Below are 23,550 nucleotides of genomic sequence, written 5' to 3' on the forward strand. Positions count from 1 at the left end.
ATGGCTCAGAAGCTTCCTTCGGTTGATGTCGTGCTGGTCGGATTCGGCTGGACCGGCGCCATCATGGGACACGAACTGACCGAGGCTGGTCTCGAAGTCCTTGCGATCGAACGTGGCAGCTTGCGGGAAACCAGCACGGATTTTGCCCCAACCTTCATCCAGGACGAGCTGCGCTATCGCTACCGCGGTCATCTGTTCGAACAGACCGCCCAGGAGACGCTGACGTTCCGCAATACGTCCGACCAGAAGGCGCTGCCGATGCGGCGCCTGGGGTCATTCTTACCCGGAACCGGCGTCGGAGGTTCGATCCTACACTGGAATGGTCAGGCCTGGCGCTTCCTGCCTTATGACTTCGAGATCCGCAGCCAGACGATCGCACGCTATGGCGAAGGCATGGTTCCGCAGGACATGACGCTGCAGGATTGGGGCGTCACCTATAACGAGCTCGAGCCGTACTATACCCGGTGGGAAGAACTGTGCGGGATCGCCGGTCAGGCCGGCAACGTAAACGGACAGAAAAAATCGGGCGGGAACCCCTTCGAGGGACGGCGTTCCAAATCCTACCCCACGCCGCCGATGAAGCAGACCTATGGGCCGACGTTGTTTGCAGAAGCGGCGGACTCGATCGGGCTGCATGCGTTCCCATGCCCTTCCGCCAACATGTCACAGGCCTATACCAACCCGCTCGGTGTCAGTCTGGCGCCCTGCACCTATTGCGGGTTCTGCGAAAAGTTCGGCTGCGGCAACTATTCCAAGGCGAGTGCGCAGACGACGATCTTGCCCGTCTTGATGCAGAAGAAAAACTTTGGTCTTCGCACCGAAAGCGAGGTCACGGCGATCAATCTCGACAGCTCGCGCAAACACGCCACGGGTGTCACTTACGTCGACATGCACGGGAACGAATACGAACAGCCCGCCGACCTTGTGGTTGTGTGCGCCTACATCACCCACAACGTGCACCTGTTGATGACCTCCGGAATTGGGACAATCTACGACCCAAGTACCGGCCAGGGGACGCTCGGCAAGAACTATTGCTATCAGATCACCCCTTCGGTGGACGTCTTCCTTGGCGACAAGGTCCTCAATCCCTTTGTGGGGGCCGGCGCTTTGGGCATGATCGTCGACGACTGGAACGGCGATAACTTCGACCATAGCGGGCTTGGTTTCATCCACGGCGGCTACATTGCCGGCTACGTGACCACCGGCCGGCCGATCGAGACCGAGTTCCTGCCGGAAGGCACCCCAAAATGGGGTGCCAAGTGGAAGAAGGCCTTCATCGAGAACTATCTGACCTCCATGTCGGTTTCGTTGATGGGGGCGGTAATGCCGAACTCGGCCAACCACCTGGATCTTGATCCAACCTATCGGGACGTCTACGGCCGACCCCTGATGCGCATGACCTACGACTTCAAGCAGAACGAATTGAGGATGCAGGATTTCACCATGGCCAAGATGGTCGACATTGCAAAGGCGATGAAGCCGCGCGAGATCAAGAAGTCGCCGCGGGGGCCGCATTATGACATCGAGCCCTATCAGTCGACGCACAACACAGGTGGCGCCATTATGGGCGCCACTGCTCAGCAAAGCGTGGTCAACCGGTATCTGCAGCACTGGGAGGTGCCTAACCTGTTCGTGGTCGGCGCCAGCGCCTTTCCGCACAACAGCGGATACAACCCGACCGGGACAGTGAGTGCACTTGCGCTTTGGGCAGCGGACGCGATCCGCAATCAGTATCTCAAGCGACCAGGTCCTCTGGTGCAGACATGACGAAGCACACGCTCCTCGCCCTGGCTGCAACCACCGCCCTGATCGGCGGGTGGTTGGTTCTTCCCGGCCCCTTCGCCCAGGCGCAGATCGGGGACTTCGCCAGGCAGGAGCGCGGGCGCCGTCTGGCGGCAGCCGGCGATTGCGTCGCCTGCCACACGGCGGATGGCGGCAAGCCCTTTGCCGGCGACCGGCCCATCGAGACGCCGTTCGGCACTATCTATTCAGCCAACATAACCCCCGACCCCGAGACGGGCATCGGCGCGTGGACCGAGGAGCAATTCTACCGCGCCATGCACGAGGGGATAGCCGCAGATGGCCACCGTCTCTATCCGGCATTTCCCTATCCCTGGTTCACCAAGGTTTCGCGCGCGGACGTTGATGACATCCGCGCTTACCTGCGTACGGTTGAGCCGGTGCGGGCACCGACGCGTGCCAACGAGTTTACATGGCCGCTCAACCATCGGATCGCCATGGCGGGATGGAACGAACTGTTCTTCACGCCCGGCGAATTCCAGCCTGACAAAAGGCAGTCGGCGGAGTGGAATCGCGGCGCTTATCTGGTGGAAGGTCTCGGTCACTGCGGGGCCTGCCACACACCCAAGAACATGTTCGGCTCGGCCAAGACGGACCAAATGTATCAGGGCGGGGAAATCCAGAACTGGTACGCGCCGAGCCTGGCAGGCGACCGGCGTCAGGGCCTGGGATCGTGGAACACAGGGGACATAGCCCGTTTTCTCAAGACTGGCCGCAATGACCGCACCACCGCCTATGGGCCGATGGCCGAGGTGATCAAGGACTCGACATCCAAAATGAGCGACGAAGATTTGCAGGCGATCGCAACGTATCTAAAGTCGCTTCCGGCTACCGCTCGGCAAGGCTCGGAAGGTCCAGACCAGGACGACGTTCGCGCCGGACAGGCGATCTATGCCGACCAATGCTCTGCTTGCCATCAGTCAGGAGGCGTCGGCGTGAAAGGACTCTTTCCCTCCCTCAAAGGGGACGCAGTCGTCCAATCCGACCAGCCGCTGTCGGTTTTACGCATCATCCTCAACGGCGGGCACGCTGCCTCGATGCCCGAAAGTCCGAACCCACTGGCGATGCCGTCATTCGGATGGAAGCTTACCGATGGCCAGATTGCGTCAGTCGCTACCTACGTCCGCAATGCCTGGGGCAACAAGGCAGGCGCGGTGAGCTCCGACGAGGTGCGAGACCTGCGCAAGTCGGTCGAGTCGGCCACGAGCGCGTATTAGGTGGTCTGCACCGCCTCCGGCGGCCGTAGCGAAAGCGGTATAGCGAACCTTCCAGAGGCGTGCCAAGCGGTCCATTTTAAGGCCTGCACAATGCTGCCACAGCGGCAGCGAGGATCGACCAAGCATCGGGTCCGGAGCCGGCGGAGTGTCGGATGGCAGGGGCGTGCGCTGGGGGAGCGTTAAGGCTGAGCGGCGCTGCGGGAATGGCTCATCGCAAGGCACGGTTTCTCCTGCAGGGGAGCTGGGGCAGCTCTGGCGAGGGGCGCAGCCCTACATCAGTTCCTTTATGCCTTTCCTGAGGAGCCACCAATTTACGGGATAACTGGTTGCAAAGCCGGCCAGCATGGCCAGTTGCATCAAGAACCAGAACTCAGGCATGTTGGCTTCCAGTTGCGTCCCGAAGACCGGTTTGAAGAGCAAAAACTGCCCGACGCCCATGAGGCCATACATACCAACCTGCCATGCTGTCAGCGACAGAGCATCAGCCTTGAGGGCTTGTAGCAATCCTTGCTTCGCGGACAGCTGTCGCATCGGCTTTATCGTAAAATACTGGAAGGCGATGCCCAGCACAAAGGCGAAGATGTAGTCCAGGATCCAGACCGAAATCGTCCTCTCCGCAAACAAGCTTTTCCAGCCCAGCCACAACAGGACAGTTGGGAAGGCAAGAGCCAGCGTTTCGGCAATGACATCGCCCACGGTGCAGCCGGCTCCGCAATGCAATGCTGCCTTTGCGATCGCCGTCGGCGAAAGAGCTGTCTTGTGCGAGCCTGAGTTCTTTGCGTCTCCGCTTCGCCGCTCGACCGTGCCCTTGGAGCTTGGCCGGCCGGAGTGCACATAAAGGAAAAGAACGAAGCCATATCCGAAGAGGGCACACACCGGCCAAACGAGGTTCATGATCCACATATCCTGCGGGGCTCGGAACTCGTCTGTTGCAATCCAGATTGACGACAGAATTCCGGCCAGCAAGGAAAGCACGGCCACCCAACGTAACCATTCGGGAATCATAGTTTCCTCCTCTTTCGCTGTCCTTGGATGCCGCCTGCCATCCTGGCCGTCAATTTGATGCGCCGGCTCACGAGACTGACGGGAACAGCTTCGATCAGCCCACCGCGCCGGGCAAAGCCGAGAGCAGCCGAAGTCGTTCGGCAGCCCGGGGCGTCAGCGACGCAAGCGGTTGCGGGTTCATGGGCGCCATGTTCTGGTCGAGGTGTCGCATGATCCAGACGGAGCCGAGCACAATCAGGACAACGATCAACACTCCAAAAGCGAGGGCCAAAATGTTGTTTGTGTTGTCTGGTCCGGTCGTCAGATGCAGGAAGAAAACCAGATGCACGCCGATCTGTGCAAGGGCCAGCACGACGAGCGCAGAAATGACGGCCGGCTGATAGATCAACTCCGTCTGCGAGGCGATGAACGACCCCACCGTCAACAGGAGCGCGAGGCCGTAGCCGAGCAGATATCCCCGCAGTCCAGCCGCAGGCTCATTGCGCGCGATCGTCTCCTCGCCAGGGGCGGCATCGCGGGTGTCGACGGGCGCGTCGGATGGGGCGGTCTTATCTGTCACTGCGATGCTCCCAGCAGGTAAACGAGGCTGAAAATCGCGACCCAGATGATGTCCAGGGCGTGCCAAAAGAGGGTAAAACAGTGAAGCCTGCGCAAGATGTCGGCGCGAAAGCCCTTCACCCAGAGCTGGGCCATCATGGTTCCGAGCCACAGGATGCCAAGCCCCACATGGACGCCATGGCACCCGACCAAAGCGAAGAAGGCCGACAGGAACGCGCTTCGGCCGGGACCGGCATTGTCCCCGATCATCGTGATGAATTCCTGTCCCTCGAGAAGCAGGAACAATGCTCCAAGGACCCCAGTGACGACCAGCCATGACTGTGCGCCAGGCATCGAACGTCTTTCGACCGCCAGCGAGGCGAGCCCTGCGGTGAAGGTCGAGGTCAACAAGAGCCCGGTCTGAATGGCAACGCGTGTGAGGTCGAACAGCTGCTTGCCTGTCGGCCCGTTATCGGTCGCATTCGCGAGCACCGCGTACGACGCGAAAATGGCCGAGAACATGATTATGTCGGACAGGAGAAAAATCCAAAATCCGTAGGTGACGGTTACAAATTTCGAGGCGGGACCGCCCTCGCCGTGTCCGGTGGCACCCTGGTGTCGTGAGCGCCCTTCTCCCTGCTCGCTCGAACGGCCCACCATGTAGGGGTCGCGTCTGGTACTTCCAGCGGTGATGTCACTGGGCATCGTATCGAAGTGGTCACTCATGTCACTTGCTCCCTGCGCCGGAGCCAGGCGATTTGCGCGGCGGTGCGGTCGCGGTCGATCCGTTCGACCTCTTTGGCAGGGATCACGATTTCGGCCTGGTCTCGCCAGGCGAACACGACAAATGTGGCGTAGGCGCCGAGGAACCCGAGAATTGACAGCCACCAGATGTGCCAGATGAGTGCAAATCCGATAAGCGTTGCGAAGAATGCAGTCACGAAACCCGTTGGGCTGTTCTTTGGCATGTCGATCGGTTCGTACTGCCTGACCGTCTTTGGGTCTTGGCCTTCGATCACGCGTTGTTTCATGCTCCAATAGGGCTCCTCGTTTTCGACATGCGGCTGGTGCGCAAAGTTGAACGGAGGGGGTGGCGACGGTGTCGACCACTCGAGCGAGCGCCCGTCCCAAGGGTCGCCAGTGTCGTCGCGAAGCTGGTCACGGTCCCTGATTGACAGGAAGAGCTGCGCGATCTGGCAGGCCGCACCTAAAAGCATTACCGCGATACCGCTTGCCGCGATGACGATCCAAGGCGCCCAAGCATCCACTTCAATGTGCTGGAGCCGGCGCGTCATGCCTTCCAGGCCAACCACATAAAGAGGTGCGAAGACGAGGATGAAGCCCAGTAGCGTTAGCCAGAAGGCCGCCTTGCCCCATCCCTCGTGCAGTCGAAAGCCGAACGCCTTTGGGAACCAGAAGGTAAAGCCGGCGAAAGCGCCGAAGAGAACGCCTGAGATGATGACATTGTGGAAATGCGCCACCAGGAAGAGCGAATTGTGCAGAACGTAGTCGGCTGGCGGCACTGCAAGCAGGACGCCGGTCATTCCCCCGATGGTGAAAGTGGTGACAAAGCCAAGCGCCCATAGCATTGGAGTGTCGAAGCGAATTCTCCCGCCATACATGGTGAAGAGCCAATTGTAGATCTTCACCCCTGTTCCAACAGCAATTACCGAGGTGGCTATGCCGAAGGCCGTATTTACGTCTGCGCCTGCGCCCATGGTGAAGAAGTGGTGCAGCCAGACCATGAACGACACGAGACAGATGAACATCGTCGCCGCCACCATGGAGCGATAGCCGAACAGCGGCTTGGACGAGAACGTGGAGAAGATCTCGGAGAACACGCCAAAGGCGGGAAGCACCAGGATGTACACTTCTGGATGGCCCCAGGCCCAGATGAGGTTGACGAACATCATCTGGTTCCCGCCGGCTTCGTTGGTGAAGAAGTGAAAGCCGAGGTAGCGGTCGAGCGTCAGCATCGCCAGCGTCGCCGTAAGGATCGGGAAGGCAGCAACGATCAGGAGATTGGAAGCCAACGACGTCCAGCAGAACATGGGCATGCGCAGATACCCCATTCCAGGAGCGCGCATCTTCAAAATGGTGGTTACCAGGTTCACGCCGGTAAAGAGCGTTCCGACCCCGGAGATCTGGATCGCCCACAAATAATAATCCACACCCACGCCGGGCGAATATGCGAGTTCGGAAAGCGGCGCATAGGGCAGCCAGCCGGTGCGCGCGAATTCCCCGACAACCAGAGAGATATTGACCAGCAGGGCACCGGTCGCCGTCAGCCAGAAACTGACCGAGTTGAGCGTGGGGAACGCCACATCACGTATTCCCAATTGCAGCGGCACAACGAAGTTCATCAGGCCGATCATGAACGGCATCGAGGCGAAGAAGATCATGATCGTCCCGTGGGCCGAGAATATCTGATTGAAGTGCTCGGGCGGCAGGTAACCCGGTCCGTGAATCGCAAACAGCTGCTGGGTGCGCATCATGATTGCGTCGACGAAGCCGCGCAGCAGCATCAGTACGGCAAGCACAATGTACATAACGCCAATGCGCTTGTGATCGACGGACGTTATCCAGTCGTGCCATAGATAAGGCCAATGCCCCTTTAACGTAATCCAGCCTAGCACACCGAGGCCGGCAAGAAACACGATCAAGGCCGCTCCAAGTGGGATCGGCTGGTCAAAGGGGATGGCGGACCAGTCGAGCTTACCGAGCATTGTGCGCCTCCTCTCGTTGCTTCGTCGCCGGGTTCGCCGAAGCGGTGGGCGACGGCGACGACTCGGGCCTGATGTTCGGTTTGTTGCCGGACTTGTTGTCGGCTGGACCGGGGCCGGGAGGCAGCGCCTGATGCACGATTGCATCAAACAAACCCGGTTGTGCATGACCAAACGTGGTCGCCGGAACATCGCTGCCCTGTTGCGCGAGCTTGAGGTAGACGTCGGCGTTCAAGACGCCGGTTTCGGCTTTCAAACCGGATACGAAGGCGTCAAATTCTTGTGCCGGGATCGCGTGCACCTGGAAGTGCATATCCGAAAAGCCGTCGCCACTAAAATGCGCCGATTGCCCGTAGTAGGTACCCACGTGGTCAGCCTGCAGGTGCAGGTCTGTCTGCATACCGTTCATGGCGTAGATCATGCTGCCGAGCTGCGGCACGAAGAAAGCATTCATGACACTGGCGGAAGTCAATGTGAAATGTATCGGCACGCCAGCCGGGATGACAAGCTTGTTGACAGTGGCGACTTGCTGGTCGGGATAGATGAAGAGCCATTTCCAGTCGAGCGCCACGACTTGGACATTCAGCTGTGGCTTATCTGAAGCTATCGGCGTGCGGGGATCCAGGTGATGTGATCCGTAGTAGATGAGTCCACCAAGGAAGAGGATCGTCAAAGTTGGAATCCCCCAGACGATCAGCTCTATGCGACCGGAATAAACAAACTCGGGGTCGTAGCGGGCCTGACTGTTTGTGGCTCGGAATTTCCAGGCGAAAAGGAGCAGCGCGACCAATGTAGGGATCACGATGACCAGCATTACGGCCAGCGAATTGAGCAAGATTTTCGTGTTGCCGGCCGCGATTGGTCCCTGCGGATCGAATACGCCTCCCGAACACCCGGTCAGAACCGCGGAGGTTGCCGACAGAGCGGCCACGGCTCGTGCGATGAGCGGTGCGGCGCGATCGACCCTTTGGCAGGTGCCTCTTTGGACTTCGCCCTTGCCTTGCATGCACGACGACGCCTTTGCGCTTTGGCAATTCCCAACTCTCATTCGAAGTAGCCTTCACAGCTTCCTGGATGTGGCCGATGGTGCATCCTGAGCAAGACAGTCACAGCGGCAGCGACTGGACCTGCGACCAGAGCTTTACCGGTGGTGGCGTTTGGTCGTTACGGCCCGGGAAGGGCATAAGCGGCAACCTGATCGCCAACCTGGTCTTTCAGAATGGTATTTCCGCCGGCGACGAACACCACGTATTCGCGGCCGCGGTACTCGTACACCGCGGGATTGGCCACCGCGGGCGCCTGGACAATGTCGGACCAAAGTTCCTGTCCGTTGGTGAGAGAATAGGCGCGCACCTTGGCGTCCATCGACCCCCCGATGAATATCAAACCACCCGCCGTCACGGCCGGGCCACCAATCGTCACCGACCCGAGTGATTCAGGCATATAGAAGCCCCACTTCTGCGATGCTCCCATCGGCCGGCGCCATTTGATGTCGCCGGTGGTCATGTCGATGGCGGCGATTTCTCCAAAGGGGGGTGCCCAGCAGGGCATGCCAAGCCAGTTGAGAGCGTTGTGCAGCGACATGCCGTAGGGTGCGCCCTCCTGCGGATAGTAGCCCTGCTCATTGCCGGAATCGCCGGCGAGCCGCTGGTATTCATCGCGGGGATAGAGCTTGATGGATTGGACGACGTGCGAGAAGTTGACCACCGCCGTTTGGGTGCCTGGATCGAACCCCACCCCGCCCCATTGGACGCCGCCCGCCGAATCCGGGTAAGCCAGCACGCCTTCGCCCTTGTGTGTCGGGGGGCTGTACATGCCACGATAGGAGAGGTTGTCCCATAGCCGGGAGCACTCGCCCAGGCCGACGACATCAGCTATTCGCCAGATGGGTGGCTTTTTGGACTGGTCCAGCAGCGGTGCGGGTTTGGTGGGGAAGGGCTGCGTGGGAGCGTAGACTTCCCCTTGGACGCTGCCGTCGCCGCCCGGTACAGGGCGTTCATCGATCGGCCAGACGTCTTTTCCGGTGCGCCGGTCAACGACGAACAGAAAGCCCATCTTCGTCGCCTGCATGAGGGCAGGAATTTGTTTGCCCGCCACGGTGATGTCCATAAGCGTAGGCGCGGAATTGATGTCGTAGTCCCAGATGTCGTGATGGACCCACTGTCGCGACCAGACGACCTTGCCGGTTTCGAGATCCAGCGCGGTGGTCGATGTCGCAAGTGGTATGGGATCGGCACGGTTGCCGCCCCAGTAGTTCGGCGACGGGCTGGAGACCGGCAGGTACACGAGCCCGAGCCCTTCGTCCACGGACATTGCCGTCCAAACATTGGCGGTCCCGGTCCGTTTTGCGATCTGCGCAGGCAGTGCCGAAAACGACCACTGTCGCACGCCGGTCTGCGGATCCAACGAGAACACCGTCCCAGGAGGAGCCTCGGCATAGGCCCAATCCTTACCAGCCCAGCCGATGATGACGTGGTTGCCCGCCACGGTGGGCGGCTGCAACAGCGAAAGCGGGTACTTGGCGTTGATGTCGTTCCACTGGTTCACATCCAACACGCCACCCGAGCCAAATTTCTTGCAGAGCTGTCCGGAATCGGCATCGAGCGCGAAGAGGTGCGCATCCATGGTGCCGAGATAGACGATCTTCTGACAGCCTTCGCCGGCTATCGGATTCTTGCTCTGCCAGTAAGCAACGCCACGGTTCTTCAAGGCTGGCTGTGTCAATGCTTTCAAAGTGGATTTGGACTCGAACTTCCACTTGATCGCCCCTGTCCCCGGATCGAGTGCCAGCACCCCGTAGAAGGGTGTCCCGATATAAAGCGTGTCGTTGGCGAAAATGGGAGTTGCGGACCAGACCGAGGCTGGCAATGCCCCTGAGCCGTCCGACATATCACCGGTGTGCAGCTCCCATACTTTACGCAGCGAGCCAACGTTTGCCGCGGTAATCTGGGTGAGCGGCGAGAACTTTTGGCCATTAAGCTGGCCATGAAAGCTGCTCCAGGTCGGCTGCGGCGGGATCAGAGGGATTGGCTTTGGTGCGGGGAGCGGGGCCGTTGTCGCTTCCATCGGCGAACCCGCGCCCCCGGCCGAAGGGCTGGCGCCTCCGCTCGTGTCGTTCGGCTGTTTAACGGCATCCGGTATGCCGCCCGGTTGCGACGCGGGTGAATTATTGTCATTTTGGGCAGAGACTGAATGTATGCCGACCCCGATCAACAGGAAGACGGCAAAGGCCACGCTCGTACGGAAGTTACCAGTTTTCATTGGGACGTATCCTGAATCTTGGTCTGACGGAAACCCAGCGTGATCAGCAGCCCGGCCAACACAACGGCCACGGCAGCCACGAGCCACCAGGCATGGAGAAACACGGCGGCGGTGAATGTGCCGAGTGCTCCTAGAAGGCCCAAGATCCAGGCCAGGGTGAAGACGACACCACCTCTTCTGAAGCGCAATACGAGGCCATCCAGCGCAAGTGCCAGGCTGGCAACGAGCACAAGCATGGCTCCGGGGGTTCCATTTACCCCAGTCAGTGGGGTGGCGAAGTAGTAGAAAGCGATTGCGCTCGCCAGCACCGCCGCTGTGATGACGACGAGCGGGCCACGATGATTGATGTTCGGCAGTTGCTGGGTTTTCATGATCGTTCCTGCGACGTTTGTTTAAGCGATCCCAAAGGGGCGTCTTGCGGGACGGAGCACTTTGCTAACCCGAGCTTGGCCGGTCTGTTCCAACCGCGGCTTCACCATCACGTGAGCGGCGGAAGCTCGACGTGAGCGGCGGAACGCGCCGCGCGTGCCTAGGGAAACGCAGCTTTGTTGGCCATCGTGCCGTCTGGATTGCCTGTTGTGCCCTCAGCTTCCCGGGGCGTCATCCCACCCCAGTAAAGTGCATACGCTTCAGCACTGGGGGGCTCCCGCGCCGCCCCGAGGTCGGGGGCATAGGTGAGCAATCTGGCGAGCAATTCATCCCAAGGCAGCCAGCCGACTATCCAGGCGCGATCCGCTCCCGGCCGACTGAGGCTGAGGCAGGGAAATCTGCCGACGCCTCGGAATCTGGCTTCGCGCACATCCTCCTCGAGCGCGGCTCGCGCCTCGGCTCCGATTGCGTCCAACTCGAGCCGCTTGGGGTCGAGCAGATCAGGGCGTGCTTTGGCAAGCTCATGTGCGATGTCGGCCAGCACCTCTTCTTTCGCGATATTCCGGCCTTCAATCATCACGGCTTCGCGAATGCGGCGCAGATAGAGGTCGGCGGCGGCGGCCGACTGGAGACCCGCCGCCTTGACCGCGAGACAGGAAGGCCACGAAGAGGCTGGCGGATCGCGAGCCCATATCGTCGGCTCGAATGGCATGCCAGTAATACGAGCCGCCTGGATCCAGATCGGACCCATCTGCGCCGGGCGGTGAACGTCGTTTAGTGGATCACTGAACCTGTCCCAGCTACCGATCATGCCGCCCAAACGCAATCGCAACGCAATCCGACCGGCGAAGCCGTAGCGTAAGCGTCTCAATTGAGGCTCGAAGCCCCAGCTCCAACAGCACAGTGGATCCGTGAAATACGAGATCTCAAGAACCGGCGTGTTATTGGGCCGGGGTTCGGGCGAGGCTTGGTTCTCGCTCTCACCCACGTCGTCAGATTCCCGTGGATTGCGCTTTCACCGGGCTGTCGATCGAGTCCTGCGGATAGGAGGACCACTGGGTGGGAGCAGAGGTTGTTTTTGCTTTGACCTCGGCGCTGCGTTTGTGGGAGAGCTCCTTGTTCTTGGCCTCCACCTGCTTTTGAGTGATGTTGACGCTCTTTGGTTCGTGGTTGATCTCTCCCTGGGTGTCGATGACGTGCTTGTGAGGCTCCTTCACATAGTCCCAGCTCTCGCCGGCGCTCCACGGACCCTGTCCCTCGTTCCAGGGACCCCGCGCCTCGGCTCCGTTCGAGAGATTGAAGTAGGTGTGGGTATGCCGCGGGTCTCCCTGCAGGACGCCCATTGGGAAGTTGGGTTGAATGGTCTCCAACGCTGCCCCGAACATCTGGAAGTGGGCGATCTCGCGAGTCATCAGGAATCGCAGGCTGTCGTGGACAAGAGGATCGTCCGTGAATTTCATCAGGTATTCGTAGGTGATCTTCGCTCGCGCCTCGGCGGCCATGTCCGAGCGCAGGTCCACGGTCAAATCGCCGTTGGCGTCTATGTAGCTGCCGGAAAACGGCACACCTTGGCTATTCGTCAAGGTCGGTCCGCCAGCTGATTGAACCAGAAATTGTGGGTTGGTCAACGCCTCATGGAGCACATCCTCCTTGCCGGCCTTACCTTTCGTCAGTTTGTTCAGGGGGCTCGCCTCGGCCGCATTCTTCAGTTCACCGTTGACCCCGTCCAGAAGCATCGTGATGGTTGCTCCGACGATCTCGAGATGGCTGAACTCCTCCGTCGCAATGTCCATCAACATATCGTACTTGTCGGGGTAAGGTTTGCGGGTTGAGAAGGCCTGGGTAAAATACCGCATCGCGGCGGCCAGCTCGCCATTGGCGCCACCGAATTGTTCAAGCAGCAGGGCAGCGAATTTTGGGTCGGGTTCAGATACGCGCGCGTTGAACTGAAGTTCCTTGACGTGGTGAAACATGATTGTCTCCGTTTTGGGGGTGGCCGATCCGACGGTTCACCCCAGAGGGCACTCACGTCGGGCTCACGTGCAACACCGGGGCGCAGCACCTCGGGCCGAACTGAAGGGGCAGAGTTTTGTTCCTCCAACCGGGCACTCCTTTTCTGGGTGTCGCGAGAGGCGAAGGAACCGGGCAGGAGTTTGCGGCAGCATGCCTTATCCGAGCGTTTGTGGCGCGGAATGACTGGGCACGCCTCGCCGGTATGTTCATGGCTTCATCTGCTGAGCATGACGGCGACTAACTACTTCTTCATCGAAGCATTTACAGGCGCAGAAATTTGAGGGCCCCGGTGGACCCTGCTTCGCAGCACAATGAGCGCGTGCTGTTCACCGGAGCCTCCGCATGTCTAGCAGGCTCTTGTCCGCTATGGGGTTTCCCGCTCGTCGCGCCGCATTTTGCGGCCGACGCCTGTTCGGCCTCGCCGAAATTGCAAGGCGCTGAGCCCAAACATCGCCCCGAGCGCCGCCCACAGAAGGGTGCTGAATGTAAACGGCCTGGCAAGCCATTCCAGCATGGGCACGGCATCGCCCGGCCAAGCATAGGCGAGATAGCCGAGTGCAGTCGACAGGGCGACCCCAGCAGCGACAGCGAATATCGTTTCGAAAATCGATCTCGTCACAACGCATCAGGGAACGCTAAAAAAAGAGGCCGATCAAGAGCGATAACGCAATCGTGCAATCTTATCCCTCAAACGCTCAAGCCTCGAAATGTGAATTGCTGCCGGGGCGCCATTGCGATTATCTGCCACCTGTGAACATCTCGAAACTGATCATCTGGATAATGCTGGCGATGTTGCTGGCCATCGGCATTTACCTGTTCGTTCAGGCGGACGCATCCGACTGGTCGCACCGACTTTAACCTTCGCCGGGAAGTCGTGGACGTCCTCGTGAGCTGCAGGGAAGGAGGAGATTCTAAGGAGTCTTGGCCTGAGGGAGCATTCACGAGGATCGCACTTGGCGGCGCTGCTTGCCCAGCATCGCGACCTCGCCATACTCGTCGGCCATGAAGGCCATCCGGCGAGAGCGGTCAGGCAAGGCGCCAGCGGGGCGATCAGCGGGGCGGCCAATTTCGCACCGGCGCTGCTGGCGAAACTCGTGCGCGGTGAGGACGATCGCTTGATCGACGACCTGCTTGGCAAGCTCCTGAAGCTGCCCGTCGTGCCAGCGGTGAAGGCGGTTCTGGCCCAACCAACCGGTGATGCCGTGTGGTTGCGCGTTCGCGCTCCACTGGAGGCACTTGAAGAAGCAAGCGACGTGGATGCCTGCCGGGAAATTGCGGCGATGGTGGCCAACGGTGACGGCACGGTCGTGGGCGAGATATGAGCTCCTCCGCCCCTGTCGGACAGAGTGTGTCGAAGAGGGTACTGGTGACGGCGAAACCCGCAGAAGCCAAACTTGGGGGCAAGCACATCGACAGTTCAGCGGCCGATTGACGCCAAGGTGGTAGACCGACCCTTGCTGCGCATTGCTACCGCTGTGCCGATTTGCGGTTCTCGCCCTGACCCACGAGTCCGCGACATCGGGCTCCCTTCGAAGTTTCCGTCTGTAGCGCTACGCCACAGGAAGAGATCAGGCGGCTGAGAAAACGGGCAGCCAGCATCTTGCCTTCAGAAACTTGCGACCGGCGTGGAATAGATTCCGCCCATGCTAAGTATATTGTGCATCAGACAAATCGGAAGCTCTGCCGGTGAGATGCCCCACCCCTCCACCTGCTGGACAGCCAGCAGCAAGCTTTTGACGACCTGCGCGGGTTGGCTTCGATCCCAGTCCACAGAGAACAAACGAGACGGAGAACCAGGAAATGTCGCAACAATTCGAAGAATATCGGCCTTCCAAGACGCTCTGGTTCTGGTCAGTGGTAGGCGCGGTGGTCCTCACCATCATCGTCGGATTCACTGCCGGCGGCTGGACCCTGGCAGGAACTGCGGCGGAAATGGCCAAGACCTCAGCCATAAAAGCCAGGGCAGAACTGGCCGCCAATCTGTGTGTCCAAAAGTTTATCACGGCGTCCGACGCGAGCCAAAATCTGGCCAAGCTGAAGGAAACGTCTTCCTATCAGAGGGACGGTTTCATTACCGACGGTGGCTGGGTCAAATTCGCCGGAATAAAAAAGGATGCACCGGGCGCCGCTGATCTGTGCGCGGAAAAACTGGTCGCGTTGGACGCGATTCCGACGAGCACCGTGTCTGAGGATCAGACAAAGGGCTGATGCCATACGTCGTCTGCTGCCGAGAACCTCAATGGCGTATGACGCAACCGGTAAAACCTGATCTGAACCCCCCGGCGGCTTGCACTGCAGTGGCCGATCTGGACGCTACCTGGACCGACGGATCGTGCATCTTCTCGCGGCATTGAAATCACCTCGCCTCAAAGCTCGGTCGGGCTTCTACAAGAGCATAGGAACGGCGTCCGGCAATCAACGCTCTCGTTTGCTGCATGCGAGATTGCCGTTCCACATTCCGTGGCAGATTGCATGAAGTCGACGGCGAATCTCGGCCCGAACGTCCTCAGCAAGGCCGGGCATCACTGGTCTATCTCTCTTGCTCGGTTCATTCTGATAGCTGGATCGCTCGCAGGATCCGCGACGGCGACGGGACTCCGCTCCAAGGCTAATCTTCTCGTTCTGCCTCGCTTTGCCGCGCTGAGAGCCTCATCAGCCAACCTTCGTGTCGGTCCTGGCATGGGGTATCAAGTTGAATGGGTCCTTATGCGCCCGGGAATGCCGCTGGAAATCTACCAACAGTATGACAATTGGCGACGGGTCAGAGACTGGGACGGAACCAGCGGATGGATTCATGAATCGCTCCTGTCAGGCCGCAGGGCGGCCGTTGTCGAGCCCTGGGCCAAGGACAACGTTGCGCTGCGAGACAAACCGTCCAGTGGCAGTTCGGTTGTTGCCTGGCTGCAGCCTGGCGTGCGGGTAGAACTGACCCGATGCGACGGACAATGGTGTGCTGTTGCACTGGGCCCCAAATCCGGCTTCATCAGGCAGATCAGTATGTGGGGCGTCTATCCCGGCGAGGTGCTTTGAAGCGAACCCGCACGGGTCGAGTGGCTTGCGGACGATCACAGGCAAGCATCCAGAGGACGGATTGTTGAGCGACCCCCCTTGTGAACAACGAGCTGCCTGTTGCGGGCCGGATCCTTCCACTCACCATTTCGTGAATCGTGGTGACGGCAAGCTGACGGCAGTCACGAACCCTCGAAGAGCCGAAAGCGAGATTTTTCCGGGCGAAAGCCTCGGGGACACTATGGCGCTGCTAAGCTGGAAGGAAATAATGGGCATCAAATCAGTTGGAGCGGGCATCGCATGTTTGCTGGTTTCTACCACTTGGGTGCAGGCTGCCCCAAGACTCCTCTCGCGGCACGGCGCTTGGGGCGTCTATTCTTATCGTGCCGACACGACAAGGTGCTATGTCTTGAGTGTCCCCGTTTCCAAACTGCCGGCCGGTGTCGATCATGGCGAAAATTTTGTAACGGTCTCGCGCACACCGGTCGAGGAACAGCCCGAGGCAATCATGGGGTATCGGCTCAAGCCAGGGTCGAATATCAATGTGGTGATTGCAGACCAGCGCTTCTCAATGTTCACGCAAGATAACAAGGCCTGGCTTCAGAACGCCGGTGAGGATCGGTCAATGATCAGTGCGATGCGGGCCGGAAGCAACATGAAGCTGTTCGCCACGTCCTGGAGGGGCACCCAGACCCAGTACGTATATTCCCTGATGGGATTGAGCGCCGCATTGCAGGCGAGTAGCGCTTGCAAATAGAATTCCAATGGCCCTGCTTGGTACTGCCAGAGGCGTTGCTGGCTCGACATCGAATAGGAGCGACTGCTCAGTCATCAGGCTCACTCTCACCATCTTGAATGGGAACCCATGAGAGAGATTTTGAAGACTGCTATCGTAATCGCATTGATCGCGGCCGCAGTTGTCCTACTTTTGCTGGCACCAAGAGGTTTTCGCGCCGGTCCGTCCGATCCGATTGTTAGTTCCGGTCATTCTCGCTTGCGGCTTGCAGACATAGCCTCGGTTTGCCGACAGCCTCGGATAGAGCGGCCTGAGCTGGTCCGATCTTCAGCTTGGCGCCACCCATTCACACCCGATGCCAAGCGCGCCCCCTTCAAGCTCTCGGGGCGCTAATCTCTTTAGCACCCGCGCCGGCCTCTCATCCCCGAGAAGGAGATACAGCTGTGATCCGTCTCGCCCTTTGGGCGGGCAAAAAATCCGGCGGCCTTGGAATAGTTTCCGGTGCTGTCCGGTATATTCCAGGCAGGCAAGCTAGTCGCCCCTCGCCTGTCAGGCCCAGCAGGCCCTCCTTGGTTGTCCCTTCACTGCTGGGCCTCCCCCGCCGAAAGGAACATCCATGACACTGTCTGGCGCCAGGAATGACACGGCCGGCCACGAAGTAGCGGATTTGCAGCGCTCGGACCTGCGCGCAGCCTTCATGTTACGAAACACGCCAGGTGTGCCACTGAGGCCAAAAACTGCAGACGGGCTGGCAACTCTGGCGAGCCGGATGAATGTCAGTCGCGATGATCTCATTGAGAGAGCTCTGAGCGAGTGGCTTGAAACACGGTTGATGGATCCAGTCCCAGGCGACGATTTGATCCATCGGTAGAATCAGACCGGCGGTAGCAAATTGTAGTCAGTGGGGTTGGAATAGTTTCGGCTCCCGATCAGTATATGGACCATGAAGGTGAACTTCGACGTCACTCCACACTTGGAGGACCTGTGGCGCTACAGCAGGGTGCTCACAAAAAATGACACCGACGCGGACGATCTGGTGCAGGAGGCGCTTGTTCGGGCACTCGGGTTGTCGCGCACCTACGACGCGTCGCGCCCGCTGATGCCGTGGTTGATCACGATCGTTCGGAACACATTTTTCACAAGCGCTGTCCGAGCTGATGCTGAGCGCCGTCGCTTGGCCGCTTATGCCCAACAATGCGACCCGTTGCTGATGCCATCACAAGAACACTGCGCTGAGCTCTCCAACGTTCAACGGGCGCTAGAGGGACTACCGTCTGACCAAGCCGAAGTGCTCCATTTGGTCGCCGTCTTAGGCTTCACCTATTCGGATGCTGCCGCGGTGCTTGGGGTTCCGGTGGGAACAGTGATGTCTCGTTTGAGCCGGGCCCGGATTGCCCTGAAACACAATATGGAAAAGACGAACGACACCGCACGGGCTCAATTGAAAATAGTGGGAGGCCGTGATGTGGCCAAGTGACCGAATTTCCGAAGAGGAGATAAACCGGTTTCTTGACGGCGAGCTGTTGCCGTCCCGGAGGTCTGAACTCCAGGCGCGTCTTGCCCGCGAGCCGGAAGCAGCGGCGGAGGTATTCGCGCAAGCACAGCGCATGGAAGCGTTGCGCAATGTCCAGCCCCAGCGGCTGTTTCCACCTCGAGCAAGCCTGGACAGGGCCCGGGAGTTGGAGAACGCGTTCCGACGAAGGAAAGTATTTGCGGTGTTCAAGTTGCAGCTGGCTGCGGCGGCGCTGGTCTTCTTGGGCTGGTCAGCCAATTCGTTGACCGAGCCGCTTCGCCAAGGCGGTCAAAAGGCGGATGAGACGTTCATCCTGGCTGCGCGGGACGCGTTGCGGGTCGCCCAGCTCAATGCCGGCCCTGAGAAGGGCAGCGAGCCGAAGCAGGATAAGATCGAACGGCTGATCGGAGCGGTAAACATAAGCATGCCCGCTCTTCCGACAGTCTGGCGGGTGAAGGACGTTCAGGTTCAGCCCTGGAACGGGAAGCAGAGCCTGGTAGTAACGGCGGACACCCCAAGTGTTGGCCGTATTACGCTGGTGGCAGTTCCCATGAACGGCGAAGACGCCGTGCCCCCAACTCCGGCCACTGACGGTCGAGTGCCCACCGTTTACTGGCAGTCAGGTGGCACGGCATATGCGCTGATGGGCTCTGCCACGCCGGATCGCCTGGAGAAGGAAGCAAAGGAAATGGAAGTGGCCAGCCGCAGAAATGTCGCCCCCAAGGTCAGAGGTTAAGTTGCTGGCCGGCCGTAGCAGCGACGAACGGATGTCTCAGAAGCACGGCATTGACGGCTTTGGAAGCTCGGCAGTGACTGGAAGGCTCGAATTTACGAGAGGAATCGGCTTGATTTTTGCAGGACACAAACTTGCGTCGAGCTTGCAAATTCAGCGCTCGGTTGGGGCGCCACTGAATACGGTTGCCGCGGCGTTGCAGCTCTAAGCTTTTTCGATCGAGGAAGTGCGAACGCGCCAGCACTTCCTTAGCGGTCCGGCGTTTCCGCGGGGGTTTATGCCGGACCGCTCACGTTAGATGGCAGCGGGGAGCAGCGGTAGCTCGGCGACCAACGTGAGAAGAAGGGCCACCCCCGCAAATTGGGGTGGAGGGTCACCGGTTAGGCCATGCGCAATGTTGCGCAGCCTCGGTCTGGCCGGGCAAGCACCCGGATCGTATGTTGCTTTGCAGCAATCACGTGCTATACGGGAACAACTCAATTCGGACCCGGTGTGATCCCGGGTGGCTATTCCGGCCGCTGATCCGCCGGACAATTTCCAAAGCCCAGTTAGCGTTCACCCTTTTGAGGGGGCGGCTTTGCGTTCACTTCGGACACTTATGAATTCCTTGGAAAGGTATCGCCGAGAATGGCTCTGCAACCTCCGCGGGGACTTGCTCGCGGGCATTGTCGTAGCTCTCGCACTGATACCCGAGGCGATCGGATTTTCGATCATCGCGGGGGTCGACCCCAAAGTCGGACTCTATGCCTCATTCTCCATTGCCGTCATTATATCCATCACCGGCGGTCGACCGGGGATGATCTCGGCCGCAACAGCGGCCACGGCCGTTCTTATGGTGTCGCTCGTTCGCGATCATGGCCTGCAGTATCTCCTGGCGGCGACTGTACTGGCGGGTGTACTACAGGTGCTCGCGGGATTTGCCCGGCTTGGCCATGCCATGCGTTTCGTCTCTGGCTCGGTTCTCACCGGCTTCGTCAATGCACTCGCCATTCTCATCTTCATGGCGCAATTTCCCGAATTGATCGGCAAGACCTGGGAAACCTACGTGATGATCGCCGCCGGGTTGGCGATAATCTATCTTTTCCCCCGAATCTCCAAGGCCGTTCCTTCCCCACTCGTCTGCATCGTCGTCCTTACCCTGGCTTCGCTGACGCTGGGCCTTGATGTGCGTACGGTCGGCGATCTTGGAGAATTACCGTCAAGCCTCCCAAGATTCCTGATCCCCGACGTGCCTTACACGTTGGACACGTTGTGGATCATCCTTCCCTATTCAGCCGGCGTTGCTGCCGTCGGCTTGCTGGAGAGCTTGCTCACAGCATCCATCGTGGACCAGATGACCGACACCAGAAGCGACAAGAACCGCGAGTGCGTCGGTCAGGGTATTGCCAATTTTTGCACTGGCTTCCTGGGCGGCATGGCGGGCTGCGCGATGATCGGCCAGTCGGTGATCAATGTTAAATCGGGCGGTCGCGGGAGACTTTCCGCCTTCGTCGCGGGCTCGTTCCTACTCTGCCTGCTTCTGCTGCTCAACGATTGGGTCAGGATGGTGCCAATGCCGGCCTTGGTGGCGATCATGATCATGGTTTCGATCGGCACATTTTCCTGGTCCTCCATCAACGACCTGCGCACGCATCCCCGCCGCTCCAGCCTTGTCATGCTGGCAACCGTGTTTACCGTGGTGGGAACGCACAACCTTGCGCTTGGTGTAGGGGTCGGCGTGTTGCTTTCCGGCATCTTCTTTGCGTGGAAAGTCTCGCAGATTTTCAGGGTTGTCTCAGAGAGCTCGCAGGACGGACGGGTGCGGACCTACACCATCCTGGGTCAGCTTTTTTTCGCCACGGCGGGGGAATTCCTTGAGGCCCTCGACTTCGGCGAGAACCTGGATAGCGTCCGCATCGACCTCTCTCACGCTCATGTCTGGGATCTAACGGGAGTGGGAGCGATTGACCGGGCGGTCCTGAAATTCCAAGCTCAGAAAGTGGACGTGGAGCTGGTCGGCTTAAACCAAGCGAGCGCCACGATCATGGGCAAGTTCGCCCTTCGCGAAGCCAGGCATATAACAGCCTCCGGCCACTAGACGCGGGGTCCGAGAGGCACTTGAGCATAGCTAAAACAGGGGCTAGCTCGCACCACACCAGGGCGGGTAATGTTGGTTGGTTACCACTGGAGCAGGGCGTAGTCAGAACTCGTGTTCCAGGAGATGGCCTTGTTCAGCTGCTTCCAGGAGATGGCCTTGTTCAGCTGCCGGCTGCAGGGCCGCCCTCAGCAGCATGCCAACAGGTCGCGCGGCTCATCGGGATCGGCTAGAAGATTGATCTCCTCGAAGAGGCCGGTGGCCTGCAGATAGTCGCCAACATATCGCAGCGCCGAGAGGCCTTTGCAATCCTGGGACGTCGCGTGCCGCACAGCTGGCGACGACGCAGTCACGATGCGGCTTGACCTCGCAGCGCGTCGAGGCTAGCCCGCACAAACATGGGTTTCCGGGGGGTAGTGATCTGCTGATCGCACTGGAACCCGGGTAGTCTTGCAATCCATCATTCGGAATTCTCCAAAAGGCGATCGAACCAGCGACCGGCTTGGCTTTTCGGGCGATCTGCGCCCCCGTCGACCGGTTCCCGCAGCGCTCTGCTGGCCTAAACTCACAGCTCGGTGGATTTCGGTAATGGAAGCATACCGGATTGAGCAAAACTCTGGACGTTTGCAGAACGGGTCATATTTAAACCGGACGGCGATCGACTGATGATCGCGGCGGCGAGGCAGGTATTCCAGTGCTGGCGCCGACAGTAGCAGAACCCAGGGAGGCGAGGATGAAGACGATCCGAAACGCTGCCGGCACACAGCATGATGCAACTGCTCATCACGCCGGCCAGGTTCTCGACATCAATTCGGCTTCGCAGAACGAGTTGGCGGCATTGCCTGGCATGGATGCTCGGTTGGCCCGCCGATTGTGCGACCACCGGCCCTTCAAACGATGGGCCGAAGTCGAGGCTCTGGACGGCTTCGATGCCGCGCTGGTGGTGCGGCTGAAGGCTGGGCCGGCCACGATCAGGAAACTCTGATTTCGACAGTTCGCCGCGCAAGCACGGAACTCACCGGCAAGCGGCGATGCTGTCGGCTACGGCTTGGCCAGAGCGCAGTGAACGTGCCGGCGCCCGTCACCACACATTTTGGCCATGACCCGAGAAGCGAGGGAGATCGCCGCCGTACATTGCAGAAATGCCTGCCAGCTTCTTCATGGCACTAAACTGGGCCCGCTGACTGCTTGCGAGCTTCTCGCGGAGCGGATCACAAGTCGAAGCTCACTGCGTGCCCGTGCCGGACGGCCGAACGGGCGATCATGCTGCTTAGCTCCTGTGCCTGGATGGCACAATCCGGCATTTCCGCGAGGATAATTGCCGCCGCCGCCGCCACCGAAACAGGCGAACAGGTCCAGGACCTCGTCTCCATGTATTGCTCGATAAGTTCCTCAAGGCGAGCAGTATGGTATTTGATCACGGCGTACCTCCATTGGTGTTCCGGTGATTTGCAATATTTGCCTTGCTTCAAAGCCGTGCTCTGGCTGTGGTCTATGTGGTCTGGCGCGAACTCTAGTCTGCCCGAGGCAGTCTGCCCGAGGCGGTCGTTCCCGACCGGGATGGCCCAAACAAACCGCCCTGCGCAAGGCGGCGGACTGAAGGTACCGGTGTCACAGTCGACCCACCGTGGGATTGGCTTCAGCAGATGACCATCTGGCCTTCAGAAGCTGAATCGCCACTAACCAGAAAGAGAAGATACTTGCCGGCCTGGGTCGGCAGCTCATGCTGGAGGATCGTGTCGGCCTACACATGACTGCACGCAGCCCTGGTAGGTGGACGGCCTCACCTGGCCCGGCCGGCCCTCCTATTCCCCAAGCGCGACGGAACGCCACCTCGCGGAGCCAAGGGACTGAAACTGTCATTCGTGGGCGGTTTGGCCCGCAATAGCGATCGGAGTGTGAGAAGAGCATCCAAATCCTCAGCTAGGGTACGGGGGCCCGGCTCGGTTAAACAGCACCGCGGGCCTCTTGACGCGAGGAACCGAATTGAACATGGGTTCGGTGGCGGCCGGGGGCCGCGCACCTTTGGCGATCAGAGATTCACTGCGCGACGCTACCTTGGTTCCCCGTGGCCGAGGTGGTGTCGGACAAGCTCGCAGGCGGGTTGATGACCATGAAGATCCGGTCTCCGTCGTCCGTCTGAGCCTGGACAAGATACGAGGCGTCCAGCACTTGGATCTGCTTGAACCCCGCGTTCTTGAGCTGAGTTTCAACTTTTCCACCGTCATCGCCATGTCTTTGTTTTGCTGGGCATTTCCGCCTTCGCCAGTTTGAGCGCTCTTTGTGGTGTTGCTTGTGTCGCCTGATTGGGCAAACGCGGGTACAGCGAACGCCATCATGGCCAGAGAGAGAATCAAGCCTTTCATGTTTTACTCCTTTGGTCGGTGCTTTATGACCTGCGTGCGTCACCCGCGATGGCTGGTGGCCTTACAGGCCGCGAGACCCCGAGCTCATCTCTGAGCTGGCTTCGCCGGACTTGCCGACGAAGGCTTGTCAAGACCTGGCAGGCGCGCGAAACGAAGGGTTGCACCTGCCTTCCCCGCGGATCAGCTCAGGCGAT

At 59.7% G+C, this 23,550-nt stretch carries 21 protein-coding genes, 1 pseudogene and 1 other annotated feature; of the genes and pseudogenes, 11 read left to right on the forward strand and 11 right to left on the reverse strand.

The window, feature by feature from the left end:
• Positions 1-1,767, forward strand: a complete 1,767-nt coding sequence (locus tag FJW04_RS18050) for a GMC family oxidoreductase (protein WP_140715916.1) — start codon at positions 1-3, stop codon at positions 1,765-1,767.
• On the forward strand, positions 1,764-3,017 hold the full coding sequence (locus FJW04_RS18055) for a cytochrome c (RefSeq protein WP_140715713.1): 1,254 nt from the start codon (positions 1,764-1,766) through the stop codon (positions 3,015-3,017). Before FJW04_RS18050 ends, FJW04_RS18055 begins: the two co-directional genes overlap by 4 nt.
• 270 nt (positions 3,018-3,287) lie before the next feature.
• Here the strand turns inward: FJW04_RS18055 and FJW04_RS18060 are convergent, their stop codons facing one another.
• The 9 genes from FJW04_RS18060 to FJW04_RS18100 all read right to left on the reverse strand — a co-directional run bounded on the left by FJW04_RS18060 (position 3,288) and on the right by FJW04_RS18100 (position 12,885).
• A complete protein-coding gene (locus tag FJW04_RS18060; RefSeq protein WP_140715715.1) occupies positions 3,288-4,022 on the reverse strand; it encodes a DUF4396 domain-containing protein in 735 nt (244 codons plus the stop codon).
• A gap of 94 nt (positions 4,023-4,116) precedes the next feature.
• Positions 4,117-4,581 carry a cytochrome o ubiquinol oxidase subunit IV gene (gene cyoD, locus FJW04_RS18065; RefSeq protein ID WP_140715717.1) on the reverse strand — a complete coding sequence of 155 codons (465 nt, stop codon included), beginning with the start codon at positions 4,579-4,581 and terminating at the stop codon, positions 4,117-4,119.
• Positions 4,578-5,285, reverse strand: coding sequence for a cytochrome (ubi)quinol oxidase subunit III (locus FJW04_RS18070; protein WP_140715719.1), 708 nt, complete (start codon positions 5,283-5,285; stop codon positions 4,578-4,580). The genes cyoD and FJW04_RS18070 overlap by 4 nt, the downstream gene beginning before the upstream one ends.
• Positions 5,282-7,285, reverse strand: a complete 2,004-nt coding sequence (gene cyoB, locus FJW04_RS18075; RefSeq protein ID WP_140715721.1) for a cytochrome o ubiquinol oxidase subunit I — start codon at positions 7,283-7,285, stop codon at positions 5,282-5,284. Before cyoB ends, FJW04_RS18070 begins: the two co-directional genes overlap by 4 nt.
• Positions 7,275-8,288 carry a ubiquinol oxidase subunit II gene (gene cyoA / locus FJW04_RS18080; RefSeq protein ID WP_140715723.1) on the reverse strand — a complete coding sequence of 338 codons (1,014 nt, stop codon included), beginning with the start codon at positions 8,286-8,288 and terminating at the stop codon, positions 7,275-7,277. The genes cyoB and cyoA overlap by 11 nt, the downstream gene beginning before the upstream one ends.
• 158 nt (positions 8,289-8,446) lie before the next feature.
• Positions 8,447-10,543, reverse strand: a complete 2,097-nt coding sequence (locus FJW04_RS18085) for a pyrroloquinoline quinone-dependent dehydrogenase (RefSeq protein WP_140715725.1) — start codon at positions 10,541-10,543, stop codon at positions 8,447-8,449.
• On the reverse strand, positions 10,540-10,914 hold the full coding sequence (locus tag FJW04_RS18090; protein ID WP_140715727.1) for a hypothetical protein: 375 nt from the start codon (positions 10,912-10,914) through the stop codon (positions 10,540-10,542). Before FJW04_RS18090 ends, FJW04_RS18085 begins: the two co-directional genes overlap by 4 nt.
• Positions 10,915-11,072: 158 nt before the next feature.
• On the reverse strand, positions 11,073-11,900 hold the full coding sequence (locus FJW04_RS18095) for a DsbA family protein (RefSeq protein WP_140715729.1): 828 nt from the start codon (positions 11,898-11,900) through the stop codon (positions 11,073-11,075).
• 4 nt (positions 11,901-11,904) lie between these two features.
• Positions 11,905-12,885, reverse strand: a complete 981-nt coding sequence (locus FJW04_RS18100; protein WP_140715731.1) for a manganese catalase family protein — start codon at positions 12,883-12,885, stop codon at positions 11,905-11,907.
• Positions 12,886-13,878: 993 nt separating this feature from the next.
• On the opposite strand from FJW04_RS18100, the gene FJW04_RS18105 reads away from it, so the two are divergent.
• The 8 genes from FJW04_RS18105 to FJW04_RS18140 all read left to right on the forward strand — a co-directional run bounded on the left by FJW04_RS18105 (position 13,879) and on the right by FJW04_RS18140 (position 20,993).
• Complete coding sequence (locus tag FJW04_RS18105; protein WP_140715733.1) at positions 13,879-14,247, forward strand: hypothetical protein; 369 nt, start codon at positions 13,879-13,881, stop codon at positions 14,245-14,247.
• 478 nt (positions 14,248-14,725) lie between these two features.
• Complete coding sequence (locus FJW04_RS18110; RefSeq protein ID WP_140715735.1) at positions 14,726-15,133, forward strand: hypothetical protein; 408 nt, start codon at positions 14,726-14,728, stop codon at positions 15,131-15,133.
• Positions 15,134-15,397: 264 nt separating this feature from the next.
• Positions 15,398-15,955: an SH3 domain-containing protein gene (locus FJW04_RS18115; RefSeq protein WP_140715737.1), complete on the forward strand. Its 558-nt coding sequence runs from the start codon at positions 15,398-15,400 to the stop codon at positions 15,953-15,955.
• A 64-nt stretch (positions 15,956-16,019) separates the two neighbouring features.
• Positions 16,020-16,691 carry a hypothetical protein gene (locus FJW04_RS18120; RefSeq protein ID WP_140715739.1) on the forward strand — a complete coding sequence of 224 codons (672 nt, stop codon included), beginning with the start codon at positions 16,020-16,022 and terminating at the stop codon, positions 16,689-16,691.
• A 676-nt stretch (positions 16,692-17,367) separates the two neighbouring features.
• Complete coding sequence (locus tag FJW04_RS30580; protein ID WP_281405548.1) at positions 17,368-17,541, forward strand: ribbon-helix-helix protein, CopG family; 174 nt, start codon at positions 17,368-17,370, stop codon at positions 17,539-17,541.
• A gap of 72 nt (positions 17,542-17,613) precedes the next feature.
• Positions 17,614-18,147: a sigma-70 family RNA polymerase sigma factor gene (locus FJW04_RS18130; protein ID WP_140715743.1), complete on the forward strand. Its 534-nt coding sequence runs from the start codon at positions 17,614-17,616 to the stop codon at positions 18,145-18,147.
• The gene (locus FJW04_RS18135) at positions 18,134-18,919 is read left to right on the forward strand and encodes a hypothetical protein (protein ID WP_140715745.1); all 786 of its coding nucleotides are present in this window, start codon (positions 18,134-18,136) and stop codon (positions 18,917-18,919) included. The genes FJW04_RS18130 and FJW04_RS18135 overlap by 14 nt, the downstream gene beginning before the upstream one ends.
• Positions 18,920-19,396: 477 nt before the next feature.
• Positions 19,397-19,452, forward strand: a sequence feature (sul1 is cis-regulatory element that is thought to sense ions involved in sulfur or methionine metabolism; They are found in Alphaproteobacteria).
• A gap of 62 nt (positions 19,453-19,514) precedes the next feature.
• On the forward strand, positions 19,515-20,993 hold the full coding sequence (locus FJW04_RS18140; RefSeq protein ID WP_140715747.1) for a SulP family inorganic anion transporter: 1,479 nt from the start codon (positions 19,515-19,517) through the stop codon (positions 20,991-20,993).
• 102 nt (positions 20,994-21,095) lie between these two features.
• Here the strand turns inward: FJW04_RS18140 and FJW04_RS30335 are convergent.
• Positions 21,096-21,286: pseudogene (locus FJW04_RS30335) on the reverse strand (hypothetical protein); the annotation flags it as partial.
• Positions 21,287-21,723: 437 nt separating this feature from the next.
• Here FJW04_RS30335 and FJW04_RS18145 point away from each other — a divergent pair.
• On the forward strand, positions 21,724-21,975 hold the full coding sequence (locus FJW04_RS18145) for a helix-hairpin-helix domain-containing protein (protein ID WP_140715749.1): 252 nt from the start codon (positions 21,724-21,726) through the stop codon (positions 21,973-21,975).
• A 226-nt stretch (positions 21,976-22,201) separates the two neighbouring features.
• Here FJW04_RS18145 and FJW04_RS18150 read toward each other — a convergent pair whose 3' ends face one another.
• Positions 22,202-22,411: a hypothetical protein gene (locus FJW04_RS18150; protein ID WP_140715751.1), complete on the reverse strand. Its 210-nt coding sequence runs from the start codon at positions 22,409-22,411 to the stop codon at positions 22,202-22,204.
• Positions 22,412-23,550 lie beyond the last annotated feature (1,139 nt).

The organism is Mesorhizobium sp. B2-7-3, from assembly GCF_006440715.1.
Classification (GTDB): domain Bacteria; phylum Pseudomonadota; class Alphaproteobacteria; order Rhizobiales; family Rhizobiaceae; genus Mesorhizobium; species Mesorhizobium australicum.

Bases quoted from the DNA above. Each gene is read 5' to 3' on its own strand.
- FJW04_RS18140 (WP_140715747.1), top strand. From the start codon at position 19,515: ATGAATTCCTTGGAAAGGTATCGCCGAGAATGGCTCTGCAACCTCCGC.
- FJW04_RS18055 (WP_140715713.1), top strand. From the start codon at position 1,764: ATGACGAAGCACACGCTCCTCGCCCTGGCTGCAACCACCGCCCTGATC.
- FJW04_RS18115 (WP_140715737.1), top strand. From the start codon at position 15,398: ATGAAGTCGACGGCGAATCTCGGCCCGAACGTCCTCAGCAAGGCCGGG.
- FJW04_RS18135 (WP_140715745.1), top strand. From the start codon at position 18,134: ATGTGGCCAAGTGACCGAATTTCCGAAGAGGAGATAAACCGGTTTCTT.
- FJW04_RS18145 (WP_140715749.1), top strand. From the start codon at position 21,724: ATGAAGACGATCCGAAACGCTGCCGGCACACAGCATGATGCAACTGCT.
- FJW04_RS18100 (WP_140715731.1), bottom strand. From the start codon at position 12,885: ATGTTTCACCACGTCAAGGAACTTCAGTTCAACGCGCGCGTATCTGAA.
- FJW04_RS18060 (WP_140715715.1), bottom strand. From the start codon at position 4,022: ATGATTCCCGAATGGTTACGTTGGGTGGCCGTGCTTTCCTTGCTGGCC.
- FJW04_RS30580 (WP_281405548.1), top strand. From the start codon at position 17,368: ATGTTACGAAACACGCCAGGTGTGCCACTGAGGCCAAAAACTGCAGAC.
- FJW04_RS18085 (WP_140715725.1), bottom strand. From the start codon at position 10,543: ATGAAAACTGGTAACTTCCGTACGAGCGTGGCCTTTGCCGTCTTCCTG.
- FJW04_RS18090 (WP_140715727.1), bottom strand. From the start codon at position 10,914: ATGAAAACCCAGCAACTGCCGAACATCAATCATCGTGGCCCGCTCGTC.
- cyoB (WP_140715721.1), bottom strand. From the start codon at position 7,285: ATGCTCGGTAAGCTCGACTGGTCCGCCATCCCCTTTGACCAGCCGATC.
- FJW04_RS18070 (WP_140715719.1), bottom strand. From the start codon at position 5,285: ATGAGTGACCACTTCGATACGATGCCCAGTGACATCACCGCTGGAAGT.
- FJW04_RS18110 (WP_140715735.1), top strand. From the start codon at position 14,726: ATGTCGCAACAATTCGAAGAATATCGGCCTTCCAAGACGCTCTGGTTC.
- cyoA (WP_140715723.1), bottom strand. From the start codon at position 8,288: ATGCAAGGCAAGGGCGAAGTCCAAAGAGGCACCTGCCAAAGGGTCGAT.
- FJW04_RS18130 (WP_140715743.1), top strand. From the start codon at position 17,614: ATGAAGGTGAACTTCGACGTCACTCCACACTTGGAGGACCTGTGGCGC.
- FJW04_RS18050 (WP_140715916.1), top strand. From the start codon at position 1: ATGGCTCAGAAGCTTCCTTCGGTTGATGTCGTGCTGGTCGGATTCGGC.